The 19,749-nt window shown below is 71.7% G+C and carries 18 protein-coding genes; 10 read left to right on the top strand and 8 right to left on the bottom strand.

Annotation, left to right across the window (positions count from 1 at the left end):
* The 4 genes from CXR44_RS40315 to CXR44_RS33320 form a co-directional block, all read right to left on the bottom strand.
* The coding region (locus CXR44_RS40315) for a beta-ketoacyl synthase N-terminal-like domain-containing protein (RefSeq protein ID WP_219602136.1) at window positions 1–1,185 on the bottom strand (1,185 nt) is incomplete at its 3' end.
* Between the two features lie 32 nt (window positions 1,186–1,217).
* Window positions 1,218–4,346, bottom strand: a complete 3,129-nt coding sequence (locus CXR44_RS33305; protein WP_144070181.1) for a type I polyketide synthase — start codon at window positions 4,344–4,346, stop codon at window positions 1,218–1,220.
* Window positions 4,347–4,696: 350 nt separating this feature from the next.
* Entirely contained in the window at window positions 4,697–5,332 is a 636-nt protein-coding gene (locus CXR44_RS33315) for a 4'-phosphopantetheinyl transferase family protein (RefSeq protein WP_101790130.1), read from the bottom strand.
* A 123-nt stretch (window positions 5,333–5,455) separates the two neighbouring features.
* Complete coding sequence (locus tag CXR44_RS33320) at window positions 5,456–6,691, bottom strand: epoxide hydrolase family protein (RefSeq protein ID WP_101790131.1); 1,236 nt, start codon at window positions 6,689–6,691, stop codon at window positions 5,456–5,458.
* A gap of 143 nt (window positions 6,692–6,834) precedes the next feature.
* On the opposite strand from CXR44_RS33320, the gene CXR44_RS33325 reads away from it, so the two are divergent.
* From CXR44_RS33325 to CXR44_RS33350, 5 genes are all read left to right on the top strand, one after another.
* Window positions 6,835–7,323 carry a hypothetical protein gene (locus CXR44_RS33325; protein ID WP_101790132.1) on the top strand — a complete coding sequence of 163 codons (489 nt, stop codon included), beginning with the start codon at window positions 6,835–6,837 and terminating at the stop codon, window positions 7,321–7,323.
* Between the two features lie 344 nt (window positions 7,324–7,667).
* On the top strand, window positions 7,668–8,714 hold the full coding sequence (locus CXR44_RS33335) for a sigma-70 family RNA polymerase sigma factor (protein ID WP_101790134.1): 1,047 nt from the start codon (window positions 7,668–7,670) through the stop codon (window positions 8,712–8,714).
* A gap of 34 nt (window positions 8,715–8,748) precedes the next feature.
* Window positions 8,749–10,203 (top strand): DHA2 family efflux MFS transporter permease subunit, encoded by a 1,455-nt coding sequence (locus CXR44_RS33340; RefSeq protein WP_101790135.1) that lies wholly within the window; start codon window positions 8,749–8,751, stop codon window positions 10,201–10,203.
* Window positions 10,200–11,009 (top strand): isocitrate lyase/PEP mutase family protein, encoded by an 810-nt coding sequence (locus tag CXR44_RS33345; protein WP_245899735.1) that lies wholly within the window; start codon window positions 10,200–10,202, stop codon window positions 11,007–11,009. The genes CXR44_RS33340 and CXR44_RS33345 overlap by 4 nt, the downstream gene beginning before the upstream one ends.
* A gap of 157 nt (window positions 11,010–11,166) precedes the next feature.
* The gene (locus tag CXR44_RS33350; protein ID WP_219602138.1) at window positions 11,167–12,135 is read left to right on the top strand and encodes a GlxA family transcriptional regulator; all 969 of its coding nucleotides are present in this window, start codon (window positions 11,167–11,169) and stop codon (window positions 12,133–12,135) included.
* Window positions 12,136–12,139: 4 nt separating this feature from the next.
* Here the strand turns inward: CXR44_RS33350 and CXR44_RS33355 are convergent, their stop codons facing one another.
* Entirely contained in the window at window positions 12,140–12,649 is a 510-nt protein-coding gene (locus CXR44_RS33355; protein ID WP_101790138.1) for a hypothetical protein, read from the bottom strand.
* Between the two features lie 367 nt (window positions 12,650–13,016).
* On the opposite strand from CXR44_RS33355, the gene CXR44_RS33360 reads away from it, so the two are divergent.
* Window positions 13,017–13,784, top strand: coding sequence for an SDR family NAD(P)-dependent oxidoreductase (locus tag CXR44_RS33360; protein ID WP_101790139.1), 768 nt, complete (start codon window positions 13,017–13,019; stop codon window positions 13,782–13,784).
* Here the strand turns inward: CXR44_RS33360 and CXR44_RS33365 are convergent.
* Window positions 13,756–14,484 (bottom strand): cation efflux transmembrane domain-containing protein, encoded by a 729-nt coding sequence (locus CXR44_RS33365; protein WP_219602140.1) that lies wholly within the window; start codon window positions 14,482–14,484, stop codon window positions 13,756–13,758. The genes CXR44_RS33360 and CXR44_RS33365 overlap by 29 nt on opposite strands.
* On the bottom strand, window positions 14,481–14,936 hold the full coding sequence (locus CXR44_RS33370) for an ArsR/SmtB family transcription factor (RefSeq protein WP_245899737.1): 456 nt from the start codon (window positions 14,934–14,936) through the stop codon (window positions 14,481–14,483). Before CXR44_RS33370 ends, CXR44_RS33365 begins: the two co-directional genes overlap by 4 nt.
* A gap of 127 nt (window positions 14,937–15,063) precedes the next feature.
* Here CXR44_RS33370 and CXR44_RS33375 point away from each other — a divergent pair, with 127 nt between their 5' ends.
* The 3 genes from CXR44_RS33375 to CXR44_RS33385 all read left to right on the top strand — a co-directional run bounded on the left by CXR44_RS33375 (window position 15,064) and on the right by CXR44_RS33385 (window position 17,855).
* Window positions 15,064–16,002 (top strand): cysteine peptidase family C39 domain-containing protein, encoded by a 939-nt coding sequence (locus CXR44_RS33375; RefSeq protein WP_101790140.1) that lies wholly within the window; start codon window positions 15,064–15,066, stop codon window positions 16,000–16,002.
* A 140-nt stretch (window positions 16,003–16,142) separates the two neighbouring features.
* A complete protein-coding gene (locus tag CXR44_RS33380; RefSeq protein WP_101790141.1) occupies window positions 16,143–17,042 on the top strand; it encodes an alpha/beta fold hydrolase in 900 nt (299 codons plus the stop codon).
* Between the two features lie 21 nt (window positions 17,043–17,063).
* Window positions 17,064–17,855, top strand: coding sequence for a MerR family transcriptional regulator (locus CXR44_RS33385; RefSeq protein ID WP_101790142.1), 792 nt, complete (start codon window positions 17,064–17,066; stop codon window positions 17,853–17,855).
* 311 nt (window positions 17,856–18,166) lie between these two features.
* Here the strand turns inward: CXR44_RS33385 and CXR44_RS33390 are convergent, their stop codons facing one another.
* The gene (locus CXR44_RS33390) at window positions 18,167–18,739 is read right to left on the bottom strand and encodes a dihydrofolate reductase family protein (protein ID WP_101790143.1); all 573 of its coding nucleotides are present in this window, start codon (window positions 18,737–18,739) and stop codon (window positions 18,167–18,169) included.
* Window positions 18,740–18,811: 72 nt separating this feature from the next.
* Between CXR44_RS33390 and CXR44_RS33395 the strand changes: the two genes are divergently transcribed.
* Window positions 18,812–19,384, top strand: coding sequence for a TetR/AcrR family transcriptional regulator (locus CXR44_RS33395; RefSeq protein ID WP_101790144.1), 573 nt, complete (start codon window positions 18,812–18,814; stop codon window positions 19,382–19,384).
* Window positions 19,385–19,749 lie beyond the last annotated feature (365 nt).

The raw sequence follows: 19,749 nt of genomic DNA on the forward strand, positions 1-19,749 counted from the left end.
GGCCTGCACCATCTTGATCACACCCGCCACACCCGCAGCCGCCTGCGTGTGGCCGATGTTCGACTTCACCGACCCCAACCACAACGGCCGCCTCCGCCCCCGGCCGTAAGCGGCGATCAACGCCTGCGCCTCGATCGGATCCCCCAGCGCGGTCCCCGTGCCGTGCGCCTCGACCACGTCCACATCATCAGCCGACAACCCCGCACCGGCCAGCGCCTGAGCGATCACCCGCTCCTGCGAAGGACCGTTCGGCGCCGTCAACCCGTTCGACGCACCATCCTGATTCACCGCACTCCCGCGCACCACCGCCAGCACCCGCCGCCCGTGACGCCTCGCCTCCGACAGGCGCTCCAGCACCAGCACCCCGACACCCTCCGACCACCCCGTCCCGTCCGCCCCCTCAGCGAACGGCTTGCACCGGCCGTCCGCAGCCAGCCCCCGCTGACGACTGAACTCCACGAACATGCCGGGGTTAGCCATGACGGTGACCCCACCCGCCAGCGCCAGCGTGCACTCGCCCCGGCGCAGCGACTGAACGGCCAGATGCAACGCCACCAGCGACGACGAACACGCCGTGTCCACCGTGACGGCAGGCCCCTCCAGCCCGAACGTGTACGCCACCCGCCCCGACGCGACGCTCGGCGTCGTGCCTGTCAGCATGTGGCCCTCGAACCCCTCCGGCGCGGCGTGCAGAGGAGCGGCGTAGTCCTGCGGGACGGCGCCGAAGAAGACGCCCGTGCGGGTGGCGCGCAACGCATGGGGATCCAGCCCGGCCCGCTCCAGCGCCTCCCACGACGTCTCCAGCAGCAACCGCTGCTGCGGATCCATCGCCAGTGCCTCACGCGGCGAGATCCCGAAGAAGTCGGCGTCGAAGTCACCCGCGTCGTACAGGAACCCGCCCTCACGCACGTACGAACGACCCGGCCGCTCCGGATCAGGGTCGAACAACGCCCCCAGATCCCACCCCCGATCGGCCGGGAACTCTCCGATCGCGTCCCCACCGGAAGCGACCAGCTCCCACAGGTCCTCCGGCGAGGAGACCCCGCCCGGATACCGGCACGCCATCCCCACGATCGCGATCGGCTCGTGGTCGCGCTCCTCGGCCTCCCGCAGCCGCCGTCGTGTCTCGTGCAGTTCGACGGTCACCCGCCGCAAGTACTCCACGAGCTGGTCGTTGTCCGTCATCCGGCCGCCCCCCGAGTCCGTCCCGCCGTGCGTCATCCGAGTTCCCCGTCGATGAAGCTGAGAAGTTCGTCCACCGAAGCCGTTCGCAGCCGGCCGGCGACCCCGTCCTCAGGTGGTGTCCCGGCCGGCGCCGCGGCCTGCCGGGACAGCGCGGCCAGCCGGTCGGCCAGCTCCGCGCGCCTGGCCGGGTCGGCGGGTGGTTCTTCGAGCGCCTCGGCCAACCGGTCGAGCATCGTGCTCAGCGGGTCGGGCGGCCGCAGCCGCGCGCGCAGGTGCTCGGCCAGGAGCGCGGGCGTGGGATGGTTGAACATCACGGCGACCGGCAACCGCAGCCCGGTGGCGGCGGCGAGCCGGCCGCTCAGCTCGACGATCAGCGGAGAGTCCAGCCCGAGGTCCGTGAAGGTCGCAGTCATGTCCACCGCGCCGGGGTCGTGGTGCCCGAGCAACGCCGCCACCTGGGCCCGCACCAGTTCGGCGGGATCCGGGGGTGCCTCCTCGGCGACCCGCTCGGGCTCGTCCCGCTTCGTCGCGGGCGGCTCCACGACGCGCGCGCTGGTGTCGAGCCAGTGCCGTTTCCGCTGGAACGGGTATGTGGGCAGGTCGACCGCCCGGGCGTCGGTCCCCGCGAAGCAGCGGTCCCAGGCGACCGCGGCCCCGGCGGCGTACGCCTCGGAGAGCGAGGTGAGAAAGCGGTCCAACCCGCCCTCGTCCCGGCGCAGTGTTCCCAGTACCGCCGCCTCCGGAACGGTGTCCCGCACCGCTCCGGTGAGGACCGGGTTCGGGCTCACCTCGACGAAGATCCCGCAGTCGATCGTCCGTACGGCCTCGGCGAAGCGGACCTGGTGCCGAAGGTTGCGGTACCAGTACTCGGCGGTCAGCTCCTCACCGGCCAGCGGTCCGCCCTTGACGGTGGAGTGGAACGGCACCCGGCCGGGTGCGGGACGCGTCGGGGCGAGCGCGTCCAGCATCTCCGCGCGGATGACCTCGACCTGGTGGGAGTGCGAGGCGTAGTCGATCGCCACCCGGCGGGCGCGCACCCCGTCCGCGTCGTACCGCTCCTGCAGTGCCGTCAGCGCGTCGAGGTCGCCGGAGACCACGGTGGAGCCGGGCCCGTTCACGGCGGCGACCGTCAGGCCGCCCGGCAGGTGCTTCACGACCTCCTCGGCCGCAAGCGCGATCGAGAGCATGCCGCCGCGACGGGCGAGCCGCATCAGCAGGCGGCTGCGCAGGGCGACGATGCGCGCGGCGTCAGGCAGGGTGAGGGCGCCCGCGACACAGGCGGCGGCGACCTCCCCCTGGCTGTGCCCGACGACCGCCGACGGCCGCACCCCGTAGGACTCCCAGAGGGCGGCGAGCGACACCATCACCGCGAACAGCGCGGGCTGGACGAGGTCGGAGTGCCGCAAGGTGGCGGGGTCGTCGAGGGTGTCCAGCAGCGGCCGGTCGAGGTAGGGCGCGAAGGCGTCGGCGCACGCGTTCATGTGCTCGCGGAAGACCGGTGAGCTCTCCAGGAGCGGCACCGCCATGCCGGTCCACTGCGATCCCTGCCCGGGGAAGACGAAGGCGACCCCGTCCCGCGGTCCGGTGGCGCCTTCCACGAGGCCGGGGGCGGGCTGTCCGGCGGCGAGGGCGGTGAGTCCGCGCTCGAACCCGGCGCGGTCGGTGGACAGGAGTACGGCCCGGTGCTCGAAGGCGGTGCGTGTCGTGGCCAGGGAGAGGCCGATGTCGAGGGTGCGTGCGGGGTGCTCGCGGAGCCGGTCGAGAAGTCGCCGGGCCTGGTCGCGCAGTGCCTGCCGGTTCCGTCCTGACAGCGGCCACGGGATCGGCCGGGAGACTGTGTCCTCGCCGGGGTCGGGATCCGGCGGCGCGGCGTGGGGGGCGGGCGGTTCGGCGACGACGAGGTGGCAGTTCGTGCCGCCCATCCCGAATGAGCTCACTCCCGCGATCAGCGGACGGTCCGGCTCGGGCCAGGGCCCCGTCTCGGTCTGAACGCGTAAGCCCAGCTCGTCCAGGGGGATGCGCGGGTTGGGAGTCCTGAAGTGGAGGCTGGGAACGAGCCGCCTGTTGCTGATGCACAGGATCGTCTTGATGAGGCCCGCCATCCCGGCGGCCCCTTCGAGATGCCCGATGGCTGTCTTGACCGATCCGACGCGTAACGCGGTGGGATCGCCCCGGCTGAAGACCGTCCCCAACGCCCTGGCCTCGATGGGATCGCCGACGAAGGTTCCGGTGCCGTGTAACTCGACATGCTGCACGTCGTCGGCGCGGATCCCGGCCGAGGCGTGGGCCCGCCGGACGACGTCCTGCTGCGCCTCCTGGTCGGGGGTGGTGAGCGTGTCGCCACCGCCGTCGTTGTTGACCGCGCCCCCCAGGATCACCCCGTAGATCCGGTCGCCGTCGGCGAGTGCCGTTTCGAGCGGTTTGAGCACCACCACTCCGCCGCCCTCGCCGCGCGCGTATCCGTCGGCGTCGGCGTCGAACGTGGCGGAGCGGCCGCTGGGCGACAGCCCGCCGAACGCCGCCGAGACGGCCGCGCTGCCCGGATCGAGCACCAGGTTCACCCCGCCCACCAGAGCCATGTCGCATTCGCCGCGTAACAGGCTCTCGACCGCGAGATGGACGGCGACGAGCGACGACGACTGCCCGGTGTCCACGACGAGGCTGGGTCCCCGTAATCGGAGGAGGTAGGAGAGCCGGTTCGCGAGCAGCGCGCGGTGCAGGCCGCTCATCTCGTACGGCGACCTGGCCCCTGCGGCGTACCGCTGGGCGAGGGCGGCGTAGTCGTCCCACATCGCCCCGACGAACACGCCGGTACGGCTGCCGCGGCAGCGTTCGGGCACCACCCGGGCGTCCTCCAGCGCCTCCCAGCTCAGTTCGAGGAGCAGCCGCTGGCGCGGGTCCATGGTCGCGGCCTGCCGGGCCGGGATGCCGAAGAAGTCCGCGTCGAACCGGTCGACGTGCTCCAGCCAGCCGCCGCGCCGTGTGTACGCCGGCGCGCCCGCGAAGCCTGGCTCGGCGTCCCACCGCTCGGGCGGCATGTCCGCCACAGCGTCCACGCCATCACGCAGCAGCGTCCAGAACGCCGCCAGGTCTGCCGCTTTCGGCAGGCGGCAGGCCATGCCGACGACCGCCGCCTTACCCTGTCCCCCGTCACCAGTCACCAGAGAGCGGTCCCCCTCAAGGCAATGAATTCGAGCGACATGTCCCCGATGGGCACAACGTCGGCCCCATCCTAAGCAGGACCATTCTCGGTACCGCAACTGTTTTCGGCGATCATTGTTGACTGCGATGTGAGATCCGCAACTGCCCGCATACTAGGCACACCCGGGATGAAAGAGGTAAAATCCGCGCTTTTTCATTCGCGTCCACGAATTCCCGAAACCCGCTATGACCTGCGAAAAAGAATGGGGCGGTTACTCGCTCGTAATCGTCGATCACCGCGAGTGCCTCATCACGCCTGACCGCTTTTCTCACCTCCGCCCGTTGTGAGCGGTCGGGACCGGCCCGTGAGTCAGGAAACCGTGACGCCGGTGACCAGCAGCCCGCCGGCGGCCAGCCATCGGCCCGCGAACGCCCGCAGTTCGACGTCGCCGACCCGCGGCCCCGGCACGAGCAGCCGCGCGGAGAACGTGCCGCCGGCGTCGATGTCGACGAGGGCGTCCTCGAACCCGAGCAGGCGTCGCGCCAGCGGGTACCACGCCTTGTAGACGCTCTCCTTGGCGCTGAACAGCAGACGGTCCCACGGCTGCGCGTCGCCGAGGCGAGCGAGCATCTCGCGCTCCCGGGGCAGGGAGATCGCCTCCAGGACGCCGTCGGGAAGCGGCCGGCACGGTTCCGCGTCGATGCCGACGCTGAGCACGTCCACGGACACGGCCGCCGCCCGGTATCCGGCGCAGTGGGTGATGGATCCGACGACGCCGGACGGCCAGACAGGGGCGCCGCGCTCGTCGGCCAGGACGGGGGCGGGCGGGAAGCCGAGCCGGGCGAGGGCGGCGCGGGCACAGTGCCGTCCCGTGGCGAACTCGGCGCGTCGCCGGTCCACGGCGTTGGCGACGAGTGCCGCCTCCTCGCCGAGCAGCACGGCGCCGGGCACGTCGCCGAAGGACTCGACGCAGGCGACCCGGCCCGGCAGGACCTCATCGATCATGGGCAGGGCGATCTCGTTCGGGTGGGGGCTTTCTCGGGCTCGATGGCTCGGTCCGGGCCGGAGCTGGTCGTCCACCTGAGTGCGGTGCCTTCGAACCGGGGAGCGGGGCTTGCCGAAGGTCGTTCAGGGCCTGCGGCCCCGGAAGGTGCGGCGCAGGTCGTCCACCCAGGCGTCCGGGTTCTCCCAGGGGATGAAGTGGCCGCCGTGGTCGTGGGCGTTGACGTTGACGTGGTTGAAAAGGGCGCCCTGCGGGCCGCTCCTGAACGCCTCGACGCGCTCGGTGGCGGTGTGGATGCCGGGCGGGTTCTCGAAGGTGACGAAGGTGAGGCCGACCGGGGCCTGCACGACCGGGGTGCGGTCGTGGGCGGGGGCCCAGGGGTAGCGGTTGGCGTTGGCGTAGTAGCGCATCGACGTGGCGATGGAGTTGTTCACCCAGTAGATCATGGCGTGGGTGAGCAGGTCGTCCTTGGTGAAGACGGATTCGACGTCGCCGCCGTTGTCGCTCCAGGCGTTCCAGCGCTCCAGCAGCCACGCGAGCAGTCCGGCGGGTGAGTCGCTCAGCCCGTGGGCCAGGGTGGCGCCGTCGAGCATGTGCACGGCGAGGTGGGACGCCCAGCGGTGGTCCAGCTCGACGATCCGGGCGTGGACATCGGCGGGCTGGTCGTCGGTGAGAGGCCGGTTCCGGGCGAAGTCCCAGGCCCGGGGGCCGGTGAAGAAGTCGAGCGGCAGTCCGGAGCCGATGTGGATGCCGTACAGCTCGTCGGCGTACTTGTGGCCGAGCTGGCTGGAGACGATCCCGCCGATGTCGCAGCCCCCGGCGGCGTACTTCTCGTACCCCAGCATCTCGGTCATCAGGGTGTGCCAGAGGTCGGAGACCTTCCAGAAGTTGACGTCCGGAAAGCCGGTGAGCGGGCCGGGGAAGCCGAAGCCGGGCAGGGACGGCACGATGACGTCGAAGGCGTCGGCGGGGTCACCGCCGAACGCGGCCGGGTCGGCGAGCGGGTCGATCACCTTCGACCAGTGCCAGAACGTCCACGGCCAGCCGTGGGTGAGAATCAACGGGATCGGACGGGGGCCGCGGCCAGGCTTGCGCATGAAGTGCACCGGGACGCCGGCGACGCTCACCTCGTAGTGCTCGTGGACGTTGATGGCGGCCTCGGCCTTGCGCCAGTCGTAGCCGTCCCGCCAGTAGGCGACCAGCTCGCCGAGATAGCCGCCGGGGACGCCGTAGGACCAGTCCTCGTTGCCCTCGTCCAGCGGCGGACGGGTCGACGCGAGGCGGGCGCGCAGGTCATCGAGGACCTCGTCGGGCACGTGAATCGCACGGGGCCGCAGGGGAAAGGCGTGCTGGGTGCTCATCGTGTCGTTCCTCACTGGCAGGCGCGCCGTCGGCCTGGTGGACGCGAGCCGTTCCGGCGCGAAGGTGCGCGCCAATCCAACCACATCCGACATGACATGATCTAACGCCGGATACGCTCCCGCCGACTGCGATCATGTGAGCCATGACGATCCCCCAGGGCCCGCTCGCAGCCGCACCACCGCGGGAGTCCGGACGTTCACGGACGGCTCGCCGAATCGGCTGTCTGGCCCTGCTGTCGGCGCCGCCCCTGCTGCTCGCGGCGATGGTCATCGCGCCAGTGTGGATCAATGACCACCGGCTGGCGCGCATGGTGGACCGCATCCAGGAGTCCTCTCTCCCGCCCGGAACGGGCTTCGGGTCCTTCGCCCCGCAGGTCGAGGTGAGCGGCGACTCCGGCGACTGCTGGTACACCATCCGCTTCGAACTCTCCACGGACCGGCCCGTCCCAGAGGTGCTGAACCACTATCGCCAGGCCAGGATCGAGGACCCCGACGGAGACCTCGGCGACTATGAGGTCGCCGGCTGGACGCCGTCCGACGAGCCCGGCACCCCCGGGGACGGCACCTCCACAGGGGTGATCGTCGACCTGCACGGGACGTACGACACCTCGACGGACATGCGCTGCTGGTAGCGCGGCAGGAGCACCAGGTTCGGGAGGGGTCGCCGGGAGAGGTCCGGGATCTCCTGGCGAGCCTGGTCGCCCTGCTCGGTTCAGTGGGTCGGCAGCCGCCGTACGACGACAGCGCGAGGTGGTTCGGGCCTTCCTGGCCGCGGCCCGCGACGGCCAGTTCGAACGGCTGTCCGACCTCCCCGCGGGCGGTGGTCGCTCGTCGTCGGTGTGGTCCGTGCCGGATCGCGCGCTGACGGTGAACGTGGCCACTGCTGAGAGGAATCGCGCGCCGACCGACCGGTTTCCGGCCCCGGCGGTGTCCATCCATGCGAGACAGGGATGCCAAGAGAACACCAGGAGCCGACATGCGAGGGACACCACCGGCCGGGGACACCGATCCGGACGCGCTGCAGCGGGCGCGAGGAGGGGACGGTGAGGCGTTCCGGAGGCTCGTCGAGCCGTACCGGCGCGAGCTTCAGGTGCACTGCTACCGCATCCTCGGCTCGGTGCAGGACGCCGAGGACGTGCTGCAGGAGACGCTGCTGGCGGCCTGGCGCGGCATCGGCGACTACGAGGGACGCGCATCGCTGCGCACGTGGCTCTACCGGATCGCGACCAACCGCTGTCTGAACGCTCTGCGGGCCGGCGCCCGCCGCCCGCAGCACGCGGCCGCCTACCGGACGGAGATCCCGATGCCCGAGCCGTCGCATCGCCGGGAGGAGCCGAGCTGGCTGGAGCCGTACCCCGATGCGCTGATCGACGAGATCGCCGACCGGCTGCCGGGGCCGGAGGCCCGGTACGAGGTGCGGGAGTCGGTGTCGCTGGCGTTCCTGGCGGCGCTGCAACGGTTGCCGGCGAGGCAGCGGGCCGTGCTGGTGCTGCGCGACGTCCTGGGGTTCCGGGCCGCCGAGGTGGCGGCCATGCTGGACACGACCGAGAACGCCGTCGCCATGGCGCTGAAACGGGCGCGCGCCGTGCTGGCGCGCGAGCTGCCGGATTCGGGCCGGGAGAGCACTCCCCTGCCGGACTCGCCGCAGGAGCGCCGCATCGTCGATGCTTTCAGCCGCGCGCTGCAGGCGGGCGACGTGGACGCGATCGTCGCCATGCTGAGGAACGACGCGTGGCTGACCATGCCGCCGATCCCCCTCGAGTATCAGGGCCCGGACGCCATCGGCCACTTCCTGGCCACGGTCGCGCTGCGCGGCGGCCGGCGGTACGTGCTGATCCCCACCCGGGCGAACGGCCAGCCGGCGTTCGGCTGCTATGTCCGTGACCCGGGGACGCCGCTCCTGCACGCGCACGGACTGCTCGTGCTGACCCTGGCCGGGGAACGCATTTCCGCGCTGACGCGCTTCCACGACAACTCGCTTCTGCCGATGTTCGGCCTCCCCCGGTCGCTGCGCGGTGTCTGACCGGCCGCGCGGCACGAAGCGCAGGGAGACGAGGATGAACTCGAAGCAGGCATGGGGGCTGGGGCTGGCCTCGCTGGCGTCGTTCATGATGGCCCTGGACAGCCTGGTCGTGACGACGGCGCTGAGCACGATCCGGCAGGACCTTTCGGCCTCGGTCGAGGCGCTCGAGTGGGTGGTCACCGCCTACAACCTGACGCTCGCGGTGCTGCTGCCGACGGGCGCGGCCTGGGGCGACCGGTACGGCCGCCGCCGCGTGTTCGCCGCCGGGCTGGCGGTGTTCACCGTCGCCTCGGTGGCCTGCGCGCTCTCCACCGGCATCGGCGCGCTGATCGTGTCCCGGGCACTGCAGGGCGTGGGCGCCGCGATGGTGCTGCCGCTGTCGCTCACCCTGGTCAGCGCGCTGTTCCCGCCGCAGCAGCGGGGCAGGGCGATGGGACTGTACCTGGGCGTCACGGGCCTGGCGACGTTCAGCGGGCCCTTCGTCGGCGGCGTCATCGCCGAGGGGCTGGCCTGGCAGTGGGTCTTCTGGCTGAACCTGCCGATCGGGGTGGTCGCGATCGTGCTCACGATGCTGCGCGTCGAGGAGAGCAGGGGGCCGGACAGGCGGTTCGACCTGGGCGGGGTCGTGCTCGTGACGCTCGGCGCGTTCGGTGTCGTGTGGGCTCTGGTGCGCGGGAACGCGGCAGGCTGGGCCAGTGGGGAGGTCCTGGCGGCGCTGGTGCTCGGTGTCGCGCTGGTGGTCGCGTTCGTGCTGTGGGAACGGCGGGCCGAGGCGCCGATGTTGCCGATGCGGTTCTTCCGGGCGCGGGCGTTCGCCACGGCCAACCCGGCCAACTTCCTCCTGTTCGCCTCGCTGTACGGCACGATGTTCTTCCTCGCGCAGTACTTCCAGACGGTGCACGGCGACGGGCCGCTCGTCGCCGGCCTGCGCCTGATGCCGTGGACGGCGACGCTGATGGTCTGCGCGCCGATCGCCGGGCGGCTGGCCGACAAGGTCGGCGAGCGGACGTTCGTGGTCGGCGGCCTGCTGCTCCAGACGCTCGGCATGGGGTGGATCGCCCTCGTCGCCGGCACCGGCGCCGGCTACCTCGAGCTGCTGCCCGCGCTGATCGTCGGGTCGGCCGGGCTGACCATGGCCATGCCCGCGGCGCAGAAGGCGGTGGTCGGCGCGGTGCGCCCGCACGAGATGGGCCAGGCGTCCGGCGCGTTCATGACGCTGCGGATCTTCGGCGGGGTGTTCGGTGTCGCGGTCGCGGTCGCCGTCTTCTCGGGGGCGGGCGGCTACGCCTCGCCCGAGGAATTCGGTGCGGGGTTCGCGGCGGGCATGGGTGCGGTCACCGCGCTCGCGTTCATCGGCATGCTCGTCGCGCTCGGCATGCCGGGCAGGCGGCCGGCCGCCGTGGTCGCACCGCCGCCGGCGGCGAGCACCATCCCGCCCACACCGGAACCGCGTCAGCCGAAGTCACCCGAGAGAGGGAGATCATCATGAGTGACATGTCCCGTTCGACGGTCAGCGATGCCGCCGCGCCCCTGGAGAAGGTCGCCGGCCTGCGCGGGTTGCACGTGCCCGGCGCCCCGCTCGTGCTGCCCAACGCCTGGGACGCCGCCTCGGCCCGGATGGTCGAGGCGGCCGGTTTCCCCGCCGTTGCCACGAGCAGCGCCGCCACCGCCGCGGTGCTCGGTCACGACGACGGTGAGCGGGCTCCCGTCGATGAGGTGCTGGCCGCGGCCGGACGGATCGTCCGCGCGGTGCGCGTGCCGGTGACGGTCGACTTCGAGCGCGGGTACGGGCTCGCGCCGGCCGAGCTGGTCGAACGGTTCGCCGAGACCGGGGCCGCCGGGTTGAACCTGGAGGATTCCCACCCGGCGCGCGGTGACATGATCGACGCCGCCGAGCAGGCGGACTTCCTGTCCGCGGTGCGTGACGCGGCGGTCTCCCTCGGCGTGGACCTGGTGATCAACGCGCGCACGGACTCGTTCCTGCGCCGGGCCGGGACTCCCGAGGAGCAGCTCGCGAGCACGCTCGACCGCGGCGCCCGCTACCTCGCGGCCGGCGCCGACTGTGTCTACCCGATCGGGGCCGGGGACCCGGACGTGATCCGGGCCCTGGTCGAGGGCGTTCCCGGGCCCGTCAACGTGGGGTACGGGGGCGGGCGGCTGACGCCGGCCGAGCTCGCGGCGCTCGGCGTCGCGCGGGTGAGCTTCGGACCGGCCCTGCAGCGGCACCTGTACGGCACGTTCGGGTCCGCGATGTTCTCGGCCGTCGCCTCGGGCCGCGACCCCTTCTCCCTCTGAGGCGCGCGACGCGGCCAGGCCGGCTCGGCCTGGCCGCGATCTGGTGAGCAGTGTCCGGCCCCTGTCCCTGGTGTGGGAGAAAGGCGGTCTTCGAATGCCGTGGACTGGTCGCGCGGAAGCGCCGTTTCGTTCCATCGCTGCGCTCGCCATGGACGGCGTGAGCGCCTTCGCACTGGGCGCGATCGGCGGGGGCTTCACCGATCGGGCGCATCTCGGGCTGCCGGCGTTCCGGTTCGTGGTGTGCGCTGAGACGCCGGGCATGGTGCGGACCGATCTGGGGCTGCCACTGCGGGTGACACACGGGCTGGACAGGCTGGCAGAGGCGGACCTGATCATGGTGCCGCCCGGTGACGGGCCGGTCCCCCGGCCGTCCCCGGCGGTGTCCGCGGCGCTGCGGGCCGCCCACCGGCGCGGGGCGATCATCGTCGCGTTCTCCGCCGGGGTGTACCTGCTGGCCGACGCCCGGCTGCTGGACGGGCGCCGGGCCACCACGCACTGGACCCTGACCGACGACTTCGCCACCCGCTTCCCCCGGGTGAACGTGGTGCCGCAAGCGCTCTACGTCGACGAGGGGCGCCTGGTCACCGGAGCCGGCGGGGCGGCCTGCGTCGATGTGTGCATGCATCTGCTGCGCCGGGAACACGGCGCCACCGTGGCCAACGCCGTCGCCCGTGAGATGGTCACGGCGCCGCACCGGGAGGGCGATCAGGTCCAGTACCGCGACCTGCCCGTCCCCGGCAGCGGTGAGCCGTCCCTCGGCGCCGTCATCGACTGGCTGCTGTCCAACCTCGACCGGCCGGTCTCGATCGGGGAGCTGGCCGACCGGGCTCTCATGAGCGAGCGCACCTTCAGCCGGCGTTTCAAGGCCGTCACCGGGGCCACCCCCTATTCGTGGCTGCTGGCCCAACGCCTGGAGCGCGCCAGCGAGCTGCTGGAGGTGACGAACCTGTCCATCGAGGAGGTCTCCCGGCAGGTCGGATACAACACCGTCGCGGTTTTCCGCCAGCAATTCACCAAACGCCACGGCATCCCACCCCGGGCTTATCGCCGCAGATTCCGTCGAATACCGAGTTCGGCGGGCGGGTCGTGCGGGGAGAGAATTCACGGTTGCACGACCCGCCGCTGAACGGCTATCCGGCGCGCGACTCGACCTGCGGCGACAGGTCGGTCAGGCCGTCCGGCGCCTTCTCCTCCGCCGTCGACGAGAGGAAGAGCGGGGCCAGGCGCGAGCCCCAGCCGACGTTCTTGGAGTCGGCGAGCCACCAGGGTCCGGAGATGGTCGCCGTCTCCCAGCTCGGATTGTCCGGATCCAACGTGGTGGTGTGGAAGTAGTCGTAGGCGTCACTGCCGTTGGGGTCGAGACAGTCGGTCCAGGTGTACCAGCCCGCACCGAGATACATGTTCGGCCGCATGACGTCCGCCCCGCCGTTGAAGAACTGCGCCCAGTCGTAGTTGCCTGCGGCCAGTTCGATCCGGCGCTGCACGCACGAGGTCTCCATGGAGTCGTCGGGTTCCGCCACCAGGTACTGGATCTTGTAGTTGTACGCGGTGACGGCTTCGGCCGCGGCCGCCGGGGTGGTCAGCGACAGCATCGCGGCGAACAGTCCGCCCGCGATGGCGGTGATTTTCTTCCGGTTCATCGGCATCCTTCGCTGCTCGTCACTTGTGCCGCCCTTTTTGTGTGCGGCACGTCGAATCGTAGGAACACCCGACGAGCGGAAAAATAAAAAGACCCGCCATTCTCCGCCTGCTTCCGGCCAGCGGCCAACCGTTGTTCCACGGCGCTGTCCGGCCATTCATCCGCGCGCTTCCCACCTTTGGCGCCGAGCACCGTGTTCGCGTCGGGCCCCACAGCTGTGTGACACCCGCAGCCGGTGACGCATGTCACATGGCCGGGCCGTCACAGGGGCCGGGCCGGCGGCATCTGTTGTGCGTCGGGACGCCGCGCGAACGATCCGCGCGGCGCGCGACTCCACGAGACGGACTCTCCAGAACAGGAGCTTGGCCATGAACGAGCACACCACACAGCGGAAGGTGGCCTTGGTCACCGGGGCGAACAAGGGGATCGGCCGCGCGATCGCCGAGCAGCTCGCCGCGCTGGGCATGACGGTCCTGGTCGGCGCCAGGGACCCGCGGCGCGGCGAGGAGGCCGCCGCGGCGGTCCGCGCGGCGGGCGGCGACGCGCACGCGCTCGCCCTGGACGTCACCGCCCCTGCCACCGTCCGGGAAGCCGCCAGGCTGGTCGAGGAGCGCTTCGGGCACCTGGACGTGCTGATCAACAACGCCGGCATCACCGGCTCCGGGCAGGTCGCACCCCAGGACGCCGTCGACCAGATCCCCAGCTCCGTCGACCTGGACATGGTCCGGGCCGTGTTCGAGACCAACGTCTTCGGGGTGATCGCCGTCATCAACGCCATGCTGCCGCTGTTGCGGCGGTCCCCGGCGGCGCGCATCGTCAACGTCAGCAGTCATGCCGGGTCGCTGACCCTCACCAGCGACCCGGACGGTCCCTTCGCGGCGCTGCTGCCGTCGGCCGCCTACACGCCGTCCAAGGCCACGCTGAACGCGCTGACCGTGCAGTACGCCAACGAGCTGCGCAAGGACGGCATCCTCGTCAACGCCGCCGCCCCCGGTTTCGTCAACACCGAGAGCAACAACCACACCGGGCACCTCACCCCCGCGCAGGGCGCCGCGGTCGTGGTGCGCCTGGCCACGCTCGGCGCGGACGGCCCGACCGCCGGTTTCTTCAGCGAGGACGGCCCGCTGCCCTGGTAGCGGTGGCGGCCGAGCAGCAGCCGTCCGCGCAGCCGTCGCCCTCGTTCACCGCGCCGGACCCGGCGCCGCCGGACAGGGGGACGGCGCAGCAGGCGTCTCCGCGCCAGGCCTCACGGCCTTCCTTGACCGCGACGGCGGCGATGACCAGGGCGGCGATCGGGTCGGCCCAGGACCAGCCGAACAGGCTGTTCAGCGCCAGCCCGACCAGCAGCACGCCGGACAGGTACGTGCACAGCAGGGTCTGCCTGGAGTCGGCGACCGCGGAGGCGGAGCCGAGCTCGCGGCCGGCGCGGCGCTGGGCGTACGAGAGGAAGGGCATGATCGCCAGCGAGAGGGCGGCCAGGATCAGGCCGGGGGCGGAGTGCTCGGCCTCGCCGACGCCCAGCAGGGCGCGGACGGCGTCGAAGGTGACATAGGCGGCCAGCGCGAAGAACGAGATCGCGATGACCCGCAGCGCGGTCCTTTCCCGCCTCTCGTGGTCGGTGGCGGAGAACTGCCAGGCCACGGCGGCGGCGGAGGCGACCTCGACGACGGAGTCGAGGCCGAAGCCGATCAGGGCGGCCGAGGAGGCGACGGTGCCGGCGGTGATGGCCACCACCGCCTCGACCACGTTGTAGGTGATGGTGGCCGCGACCAGCAGCCGGATGCGGCGCCGCAGTGCGGTGCGCCGGTCCTGGGCGGGCGGGTCGAGCGGGGTCATGACACCGTCTTCCCGCCTGTCCGCCGGTCGAGACGTTCGAGGAGGTGATCGAACTCGGCCTCCGGAGCGCTGCGCGCGCCGGCTGCCCCGTGCCGGGTGTCGTGGGCGGGGCAGAGCACCACGGCGTGGCCGGTGGCGGCCAGCAGCTGCTCAGCCGAGGCGAGCAGGTCCATCAGCTCGGGGCGGGTCAGGGAGTAGAAGGACTGGCGGCCTTCGGCCCGGTAGTCGACCAGGTCGCAGTCGCGCAGGCAGGCCAGGTGCTTGGAGACCGTGGACTGGGCCAGCCCGAGCTCGCCGACCAGGTCGACCACCCGGGCCTCGCCGCGCGCGAGCCGGGCCACGATGCGCAGCCGGTTCTCGTCGGCCAGGGAGCGGAACAGGGCCGCCGCCGGGGGGATGCCGGCGGCGATGTCGGCACTCACGCAGCGGCCGGCATCACCATCAATCGCCATGCGGCGATGATAGCCCCATATTTGCATGTGAAGTCAATCGTGAAGCCGGCCGGGCGGGCGGGCCGGTGGTGGACGCGGCCATGAGCGGCTTGACTCTGCCATCGTGTCAGGCGGCACGGTACGGGCCATGTCTGTCACCTACGTCGGCTCCGGGCCGTACTGCTATGCCAACTCGCTCGCGATGATCCTCGGCGGCGAGGCGCCGCCTCCGGCCGTGATCGAGGTCCTGACGGGCTCCCCGTTCGGGATGCAACTGATCGGCGGGCGCCTTCCGCTGTTCGACCCGTTCGGCTGGGACCCCGAGATCGGGCTCGACGCCGCGATCGGCCTGCTCGGCTGGGAGTGCGAGCGCCTCGACGGGGGAACGGCCACGGCGGCGCTCGACCGGCTGCGCCGCGCCTGCCAGGACGGCCCCGTGCTGGCCGGACCGCTCGACCTCGGCCTGCTGTCCTACCAGCCCGGGTCGGGCAAGGCGGTCGGCGCCGACCACTACGTGGTGGTGCTGGAGGTGGGCGACGACACCGTGCTCGTGCACGACCCGCAGGGCTACCCGTACGCCACGCTGCCGGTCGCCGCCTTCGCCGAGGCGTGGCACGGGGAGCTGATCGCCTACCTGCAGCGGCCGTTCCGGATGCGGCACGGGTTCACCCGGCGGGAGCGGGTCGGTGTGGAGGAGGCGTTGCGGCGCTCCCTGCCCGCCGGACTGGCCTGGCTGGCAGGCCGGACGGACGTGGAGGTCCCTCCCGGCACGCTGGGGCAGGCGGAAGCCGCCGAGCGGACGGCCCACCTGGTGGAGGCGGGGTTGGAGCCCGAGATCAGGACGGTGTGGCAGGCGTTCGCGGTGCGGGTCGGCGCCCGCCGCCACAACGACCTGGCGGCCTGCCTGTCGTCCCTCGGTCTTGACGCGGGCGCGGCCGTCGCCGCCGAGCAGGCCCGCATCGTCGGCAGCCTGCAGGGTCCGGTCGTGTCGGGCGACGATCCGGCGCTGGCGGCCGGCCTGCGCCGGTTGGCTCCGACGTACGAACGGCTGCGCGCAGCCCTGATCACCGGCGACGCGGCTACCTGACACGCCGACGCCCTCTCGACCGGGTGCGCGAGGGCGAGGACGGTGAGCGGTCCCAGTGATCCGCCGGTGCGGCGCGGGTGGCGGCCAGCTCGGCCGGGCGGGTTGACCCTGACGCAGGGTCAACCTCTCACCATGGCGGCATGACCACGAAAACCGGTGCGGCCGAGGCCGCCGAGCTGCGCACGTCGCATGGCGACCATGGCAGCGATGAGGAGCGGTTCGAGAGAGGCGACGGGACCTTGCAGCACTTCACGATCCACCACGACGGCGTCACGATCCCGGTGTCCCGCGGGGGTCGTGGACGACCGCTGGTCCTGTGCCCGGGGCTGAACTCGACACAGGCCGACCTGCACGACCTGGCCGAGCTGCTGCGGCGTGACCACGACGTGGTGACGTTCGACCTGCGGGGCCACGGCCTCGCCTCGGCCGCCGGCGACTACTCCTTCGAGGCGTTCCTCAGTGACCTGACCGCCGTGATGACGAACCCGGCAGATCCGGGATCGGCCGACGCGCCCGTCCTGGTGGGCTACTCGCTCGGCGCGGACCTGGCCGTGCACTATGCCTCCGAGCATCCCGGCGCGGTTGCCGGGCTGGTCGTCATCGACGGCGCGAACCCGGTGCCCGAACCGTTCATCACCGAGGCCGTCCTGCCGGAGTTCCGCGCCATGTGGGAGGAGCTGGCGACGCAGCAGGCGGCCCGGCGGGACACCGCGCGCCAGGTGTCGCTCACCGCCCAGGAGATCCTGGAGCTGAATGTCGAGATCGACGTGGTCCGGTCCACGATCCTCGACCGGTACAGGAGGATCGACCGGCCCATCAGCCTTATCATGTCGACCTCGATGGCCGGCGACAGCGATGAGGGGCACGCGGCGCGGTTCAACCAGATCTGGCGTGCCGGTGTCGAGCGGCTCGTTCGCGAGCAGCCGCACATCGCCACGTCGTGGATCGACGCCGATCACGGGCTGGTCTTCACCCACGCCGCGGAGATCGCCCAGCGCATCCGGAGCGCCGGCGGCTCAGCCGGCCGGGCCACCTCCTAGCGACCCTGCGAGACTGGTCCGATGCTGACCATCGGCGAGCTGGCGTCGTACGCCGGAGTGACGGTGCGCGCGGTGCGGCACTACCACGCCAAGGGGCTGCTGCCGGAGCCGGAGCGGGACCGTTCCGGCTACCGCAGGTACGACGCCGGCGCCGCGGTCGAACTGATCAAGATCCGGATCCTGGCCGAGGCCGGGGTCCCGCTGGCGCGGGTGCGGGAGCTGTTGGAGGCCGGTGAGGAGGAGTTCGCCGCGGCGGTCGCGGACATCGACAGGCGGCTGCGGGCGGAGATCCGGCAGCGGCAGCGGCACCGAGAGCGGATCGCCCGGCTCGCCGCCGGGGACAGCCTGGTGCTGCCCTCCGAGGTGGTCGAGTACCTCGACCGGCTGCGGGGGCTCGGGGTCGACGAGCGGATCGTGCAGGCCGAGCGCGACGGCTGGATCCTGTTGGCCGCCCACTCACCCGAGCGGGTCCCGGAGTGGATGGCGCGCAAGCGCGAGCAGCTCGCCGATCCGCGGCTGGTCGACTTCTTCCTCACCCTGGGCCAGGCCCTTGCCCGGCCCCCCGACGACCCGCGGCTGGCCGAGGCGGCCGACAAGCTGGCCGCCTGCATCACGCGGATGGCCGAGGAGAAGGGCGAGGACTATGTCGACGACATCGACCTCGAGTCACCGCTCGTCAAGGTGATGGACACGCTGGCGTTCGACACCGTGCCGCCGGCCCGTCGGCTGATCGAGCTGCTGAAGCAGCGCGGCTGGACCGGCTGGACCAAGCTCGAGCGCGTGGCTCCCCCGCGGGGTGCCGCTCCTCACTAGGGGTCCTGCGGCGGGCGACCTGGACGACCCGGCACGCGGGCAGCCGCTCGAGGCGATGACCCGCCGGCTCCCCCGCGGAGCCGGTGCGGGTTCGTCCAGCCGTCGCGCCTCGGGGGTGGGGCGCGCCGGTCCGCTCAGTATCCGCCGCGGCGGGGGGCCGCGGTCGGGCGGCGGGAGAGGTGGGGCCGGCCCGTGGGCTTGACGTCGCGGGCCGGGTGCTCGTTCCGGTGCGACGACCGGGCCTGGTGGCCGGCCTTCGCCTGAGTGATCGAGGTAGGGAGTTTGATCTGCAATGCTTCCTCCTTGCGGTTCTAGGCTCTGGTGAGCCAGGTGACCTGGGTGCCGTTGTCGAAGGACTCGCGCCGGGTGGGCGTGAACAGCGTGGGGCGGAACTGTCCGGAGAACATGGGGATCCCCGCGCCCGCCACCACGGGGTAGCTCTTGAGGATGATCTCGTCGATCTCCGGGAGCAGTGAGGCGGCGAGCCTGCCGCCACCGCAGAGGTAGATGTCCATGCCGGTGTCCTCGGCCTTCAGGCGCCGGACGAGCTCGATCGGGTCGCCGGACTCCACCTGCACCGTGGGGTCGTCGATCGTCAGCGTGCTGGAGACGACGTACTGGCGCAGGTGGGCGTACGGGCTGGTGGTGGGCACGTCCAGGGCCGGCTCGTAGGTGCCGCGGCCCATCACCAGGGTGTCGAAGACCTTGTTGGGCTCACCGTCGAGGCCGACGAGCTTACGGACGTGGGTGGGGAGCGTCTCCGGATAGCGGGCGTTGATCCAGGCGGCCATCTGGTCCGACACGGGGTAGAAGTCGAACTCGGCATTGGGGCCCGCGATATAGCCGTCGAGCGAGACGGCGACGTAGTAGACAAGCTTTCGCATACCGATCAACTCCTGATGTAGTACTCTGTGTGGAGTGGTTAGAACGTAGTACTACAGACGGAGTGGTGTCAAGTGCGGAGAAATCCCGAGCGGCGACAGGCCCTGATCGACGCGGCCATCGAGGTGCTGGCCAGGGAGGGGGCACGAGGGCTGACCTTCCGGGCCGTCGACGTGGAGGCCGCCGTGCCCCCGGGCACGGCCTCCAACTACTTCGCCAACCGCGACGACCTGTTCACCCAGGTCGGCGGGCGCATCTACGAGCGGTTGCTGCCCGACGAGGCCGCGATCGCCCGCAGCCAGGAGGGCGTGCAGGACGAAGCCCGCTATGCCGAGCTCATGCACGAACTCGTGGATCGGGTCGCCGCCTTCAACTCCGGTTACCTGGCCCTGCTCGAGCTACGGCTGGAGTCCACCCGGCGGCCCGAGCTGCGCGCCGTGCTGACCAAGCGCATCCGCGAGGACATCGACGCCAACATCGGCTACCACGCCGCCTCGGGCCTGCCCGGCGACTCGACCTCGGTGGTGCTCCTCTACCTCGCTCTGAACTGGCTCATCGTGGAGCGGCTGACCCTGCCCGACATCTTCACCGAACAGGAGATCCACGAGCTGGTGGAGGCCGCCGTGCGGAGGTCGCTGAACGCCTGACGAGGGCCGTTCAGGTCCAGCTGGGCGGAGCGACGTCGTTCGCAACCCGGAGCTCTCCCGGCGGACGGCTGGTGGCGGTGAAGGTTCGCCCGGCTCGGCCCCTTCGACATCCGTGGGGCCGGGCGGGCAGGACTTCCCTGCGCGGGCTTGGTGGAACGGGCGGGCCCGGTGTTGCGCTCGGGCCCCGGAATGGTGTTATCGTGCAAGTGGCTCATCGAACTGGTCGATCTGATCCCGTCGATTCGAAGCCCTTTTCCCGCCGCCGCTGAGCGCCGGCATTCCGTTGTCGCCCGTTCCTGAGGGCGTCGCTCCCCGTTCGGCAACCGGACGTGTCGTCATACACCTTGCCTGTGCGTCGACCGACC

Origin of the sequence: Nonomuraea indica, from assembly GCF_002850745.1 — a bacterium.
Classification (GTDB): domain Bacteria; phylum Actinomycetota; class Actinomycetes; order Streptosporangiales; family Streptosporangiaceae; genus Nonomuraea; species Nonomuraea indica.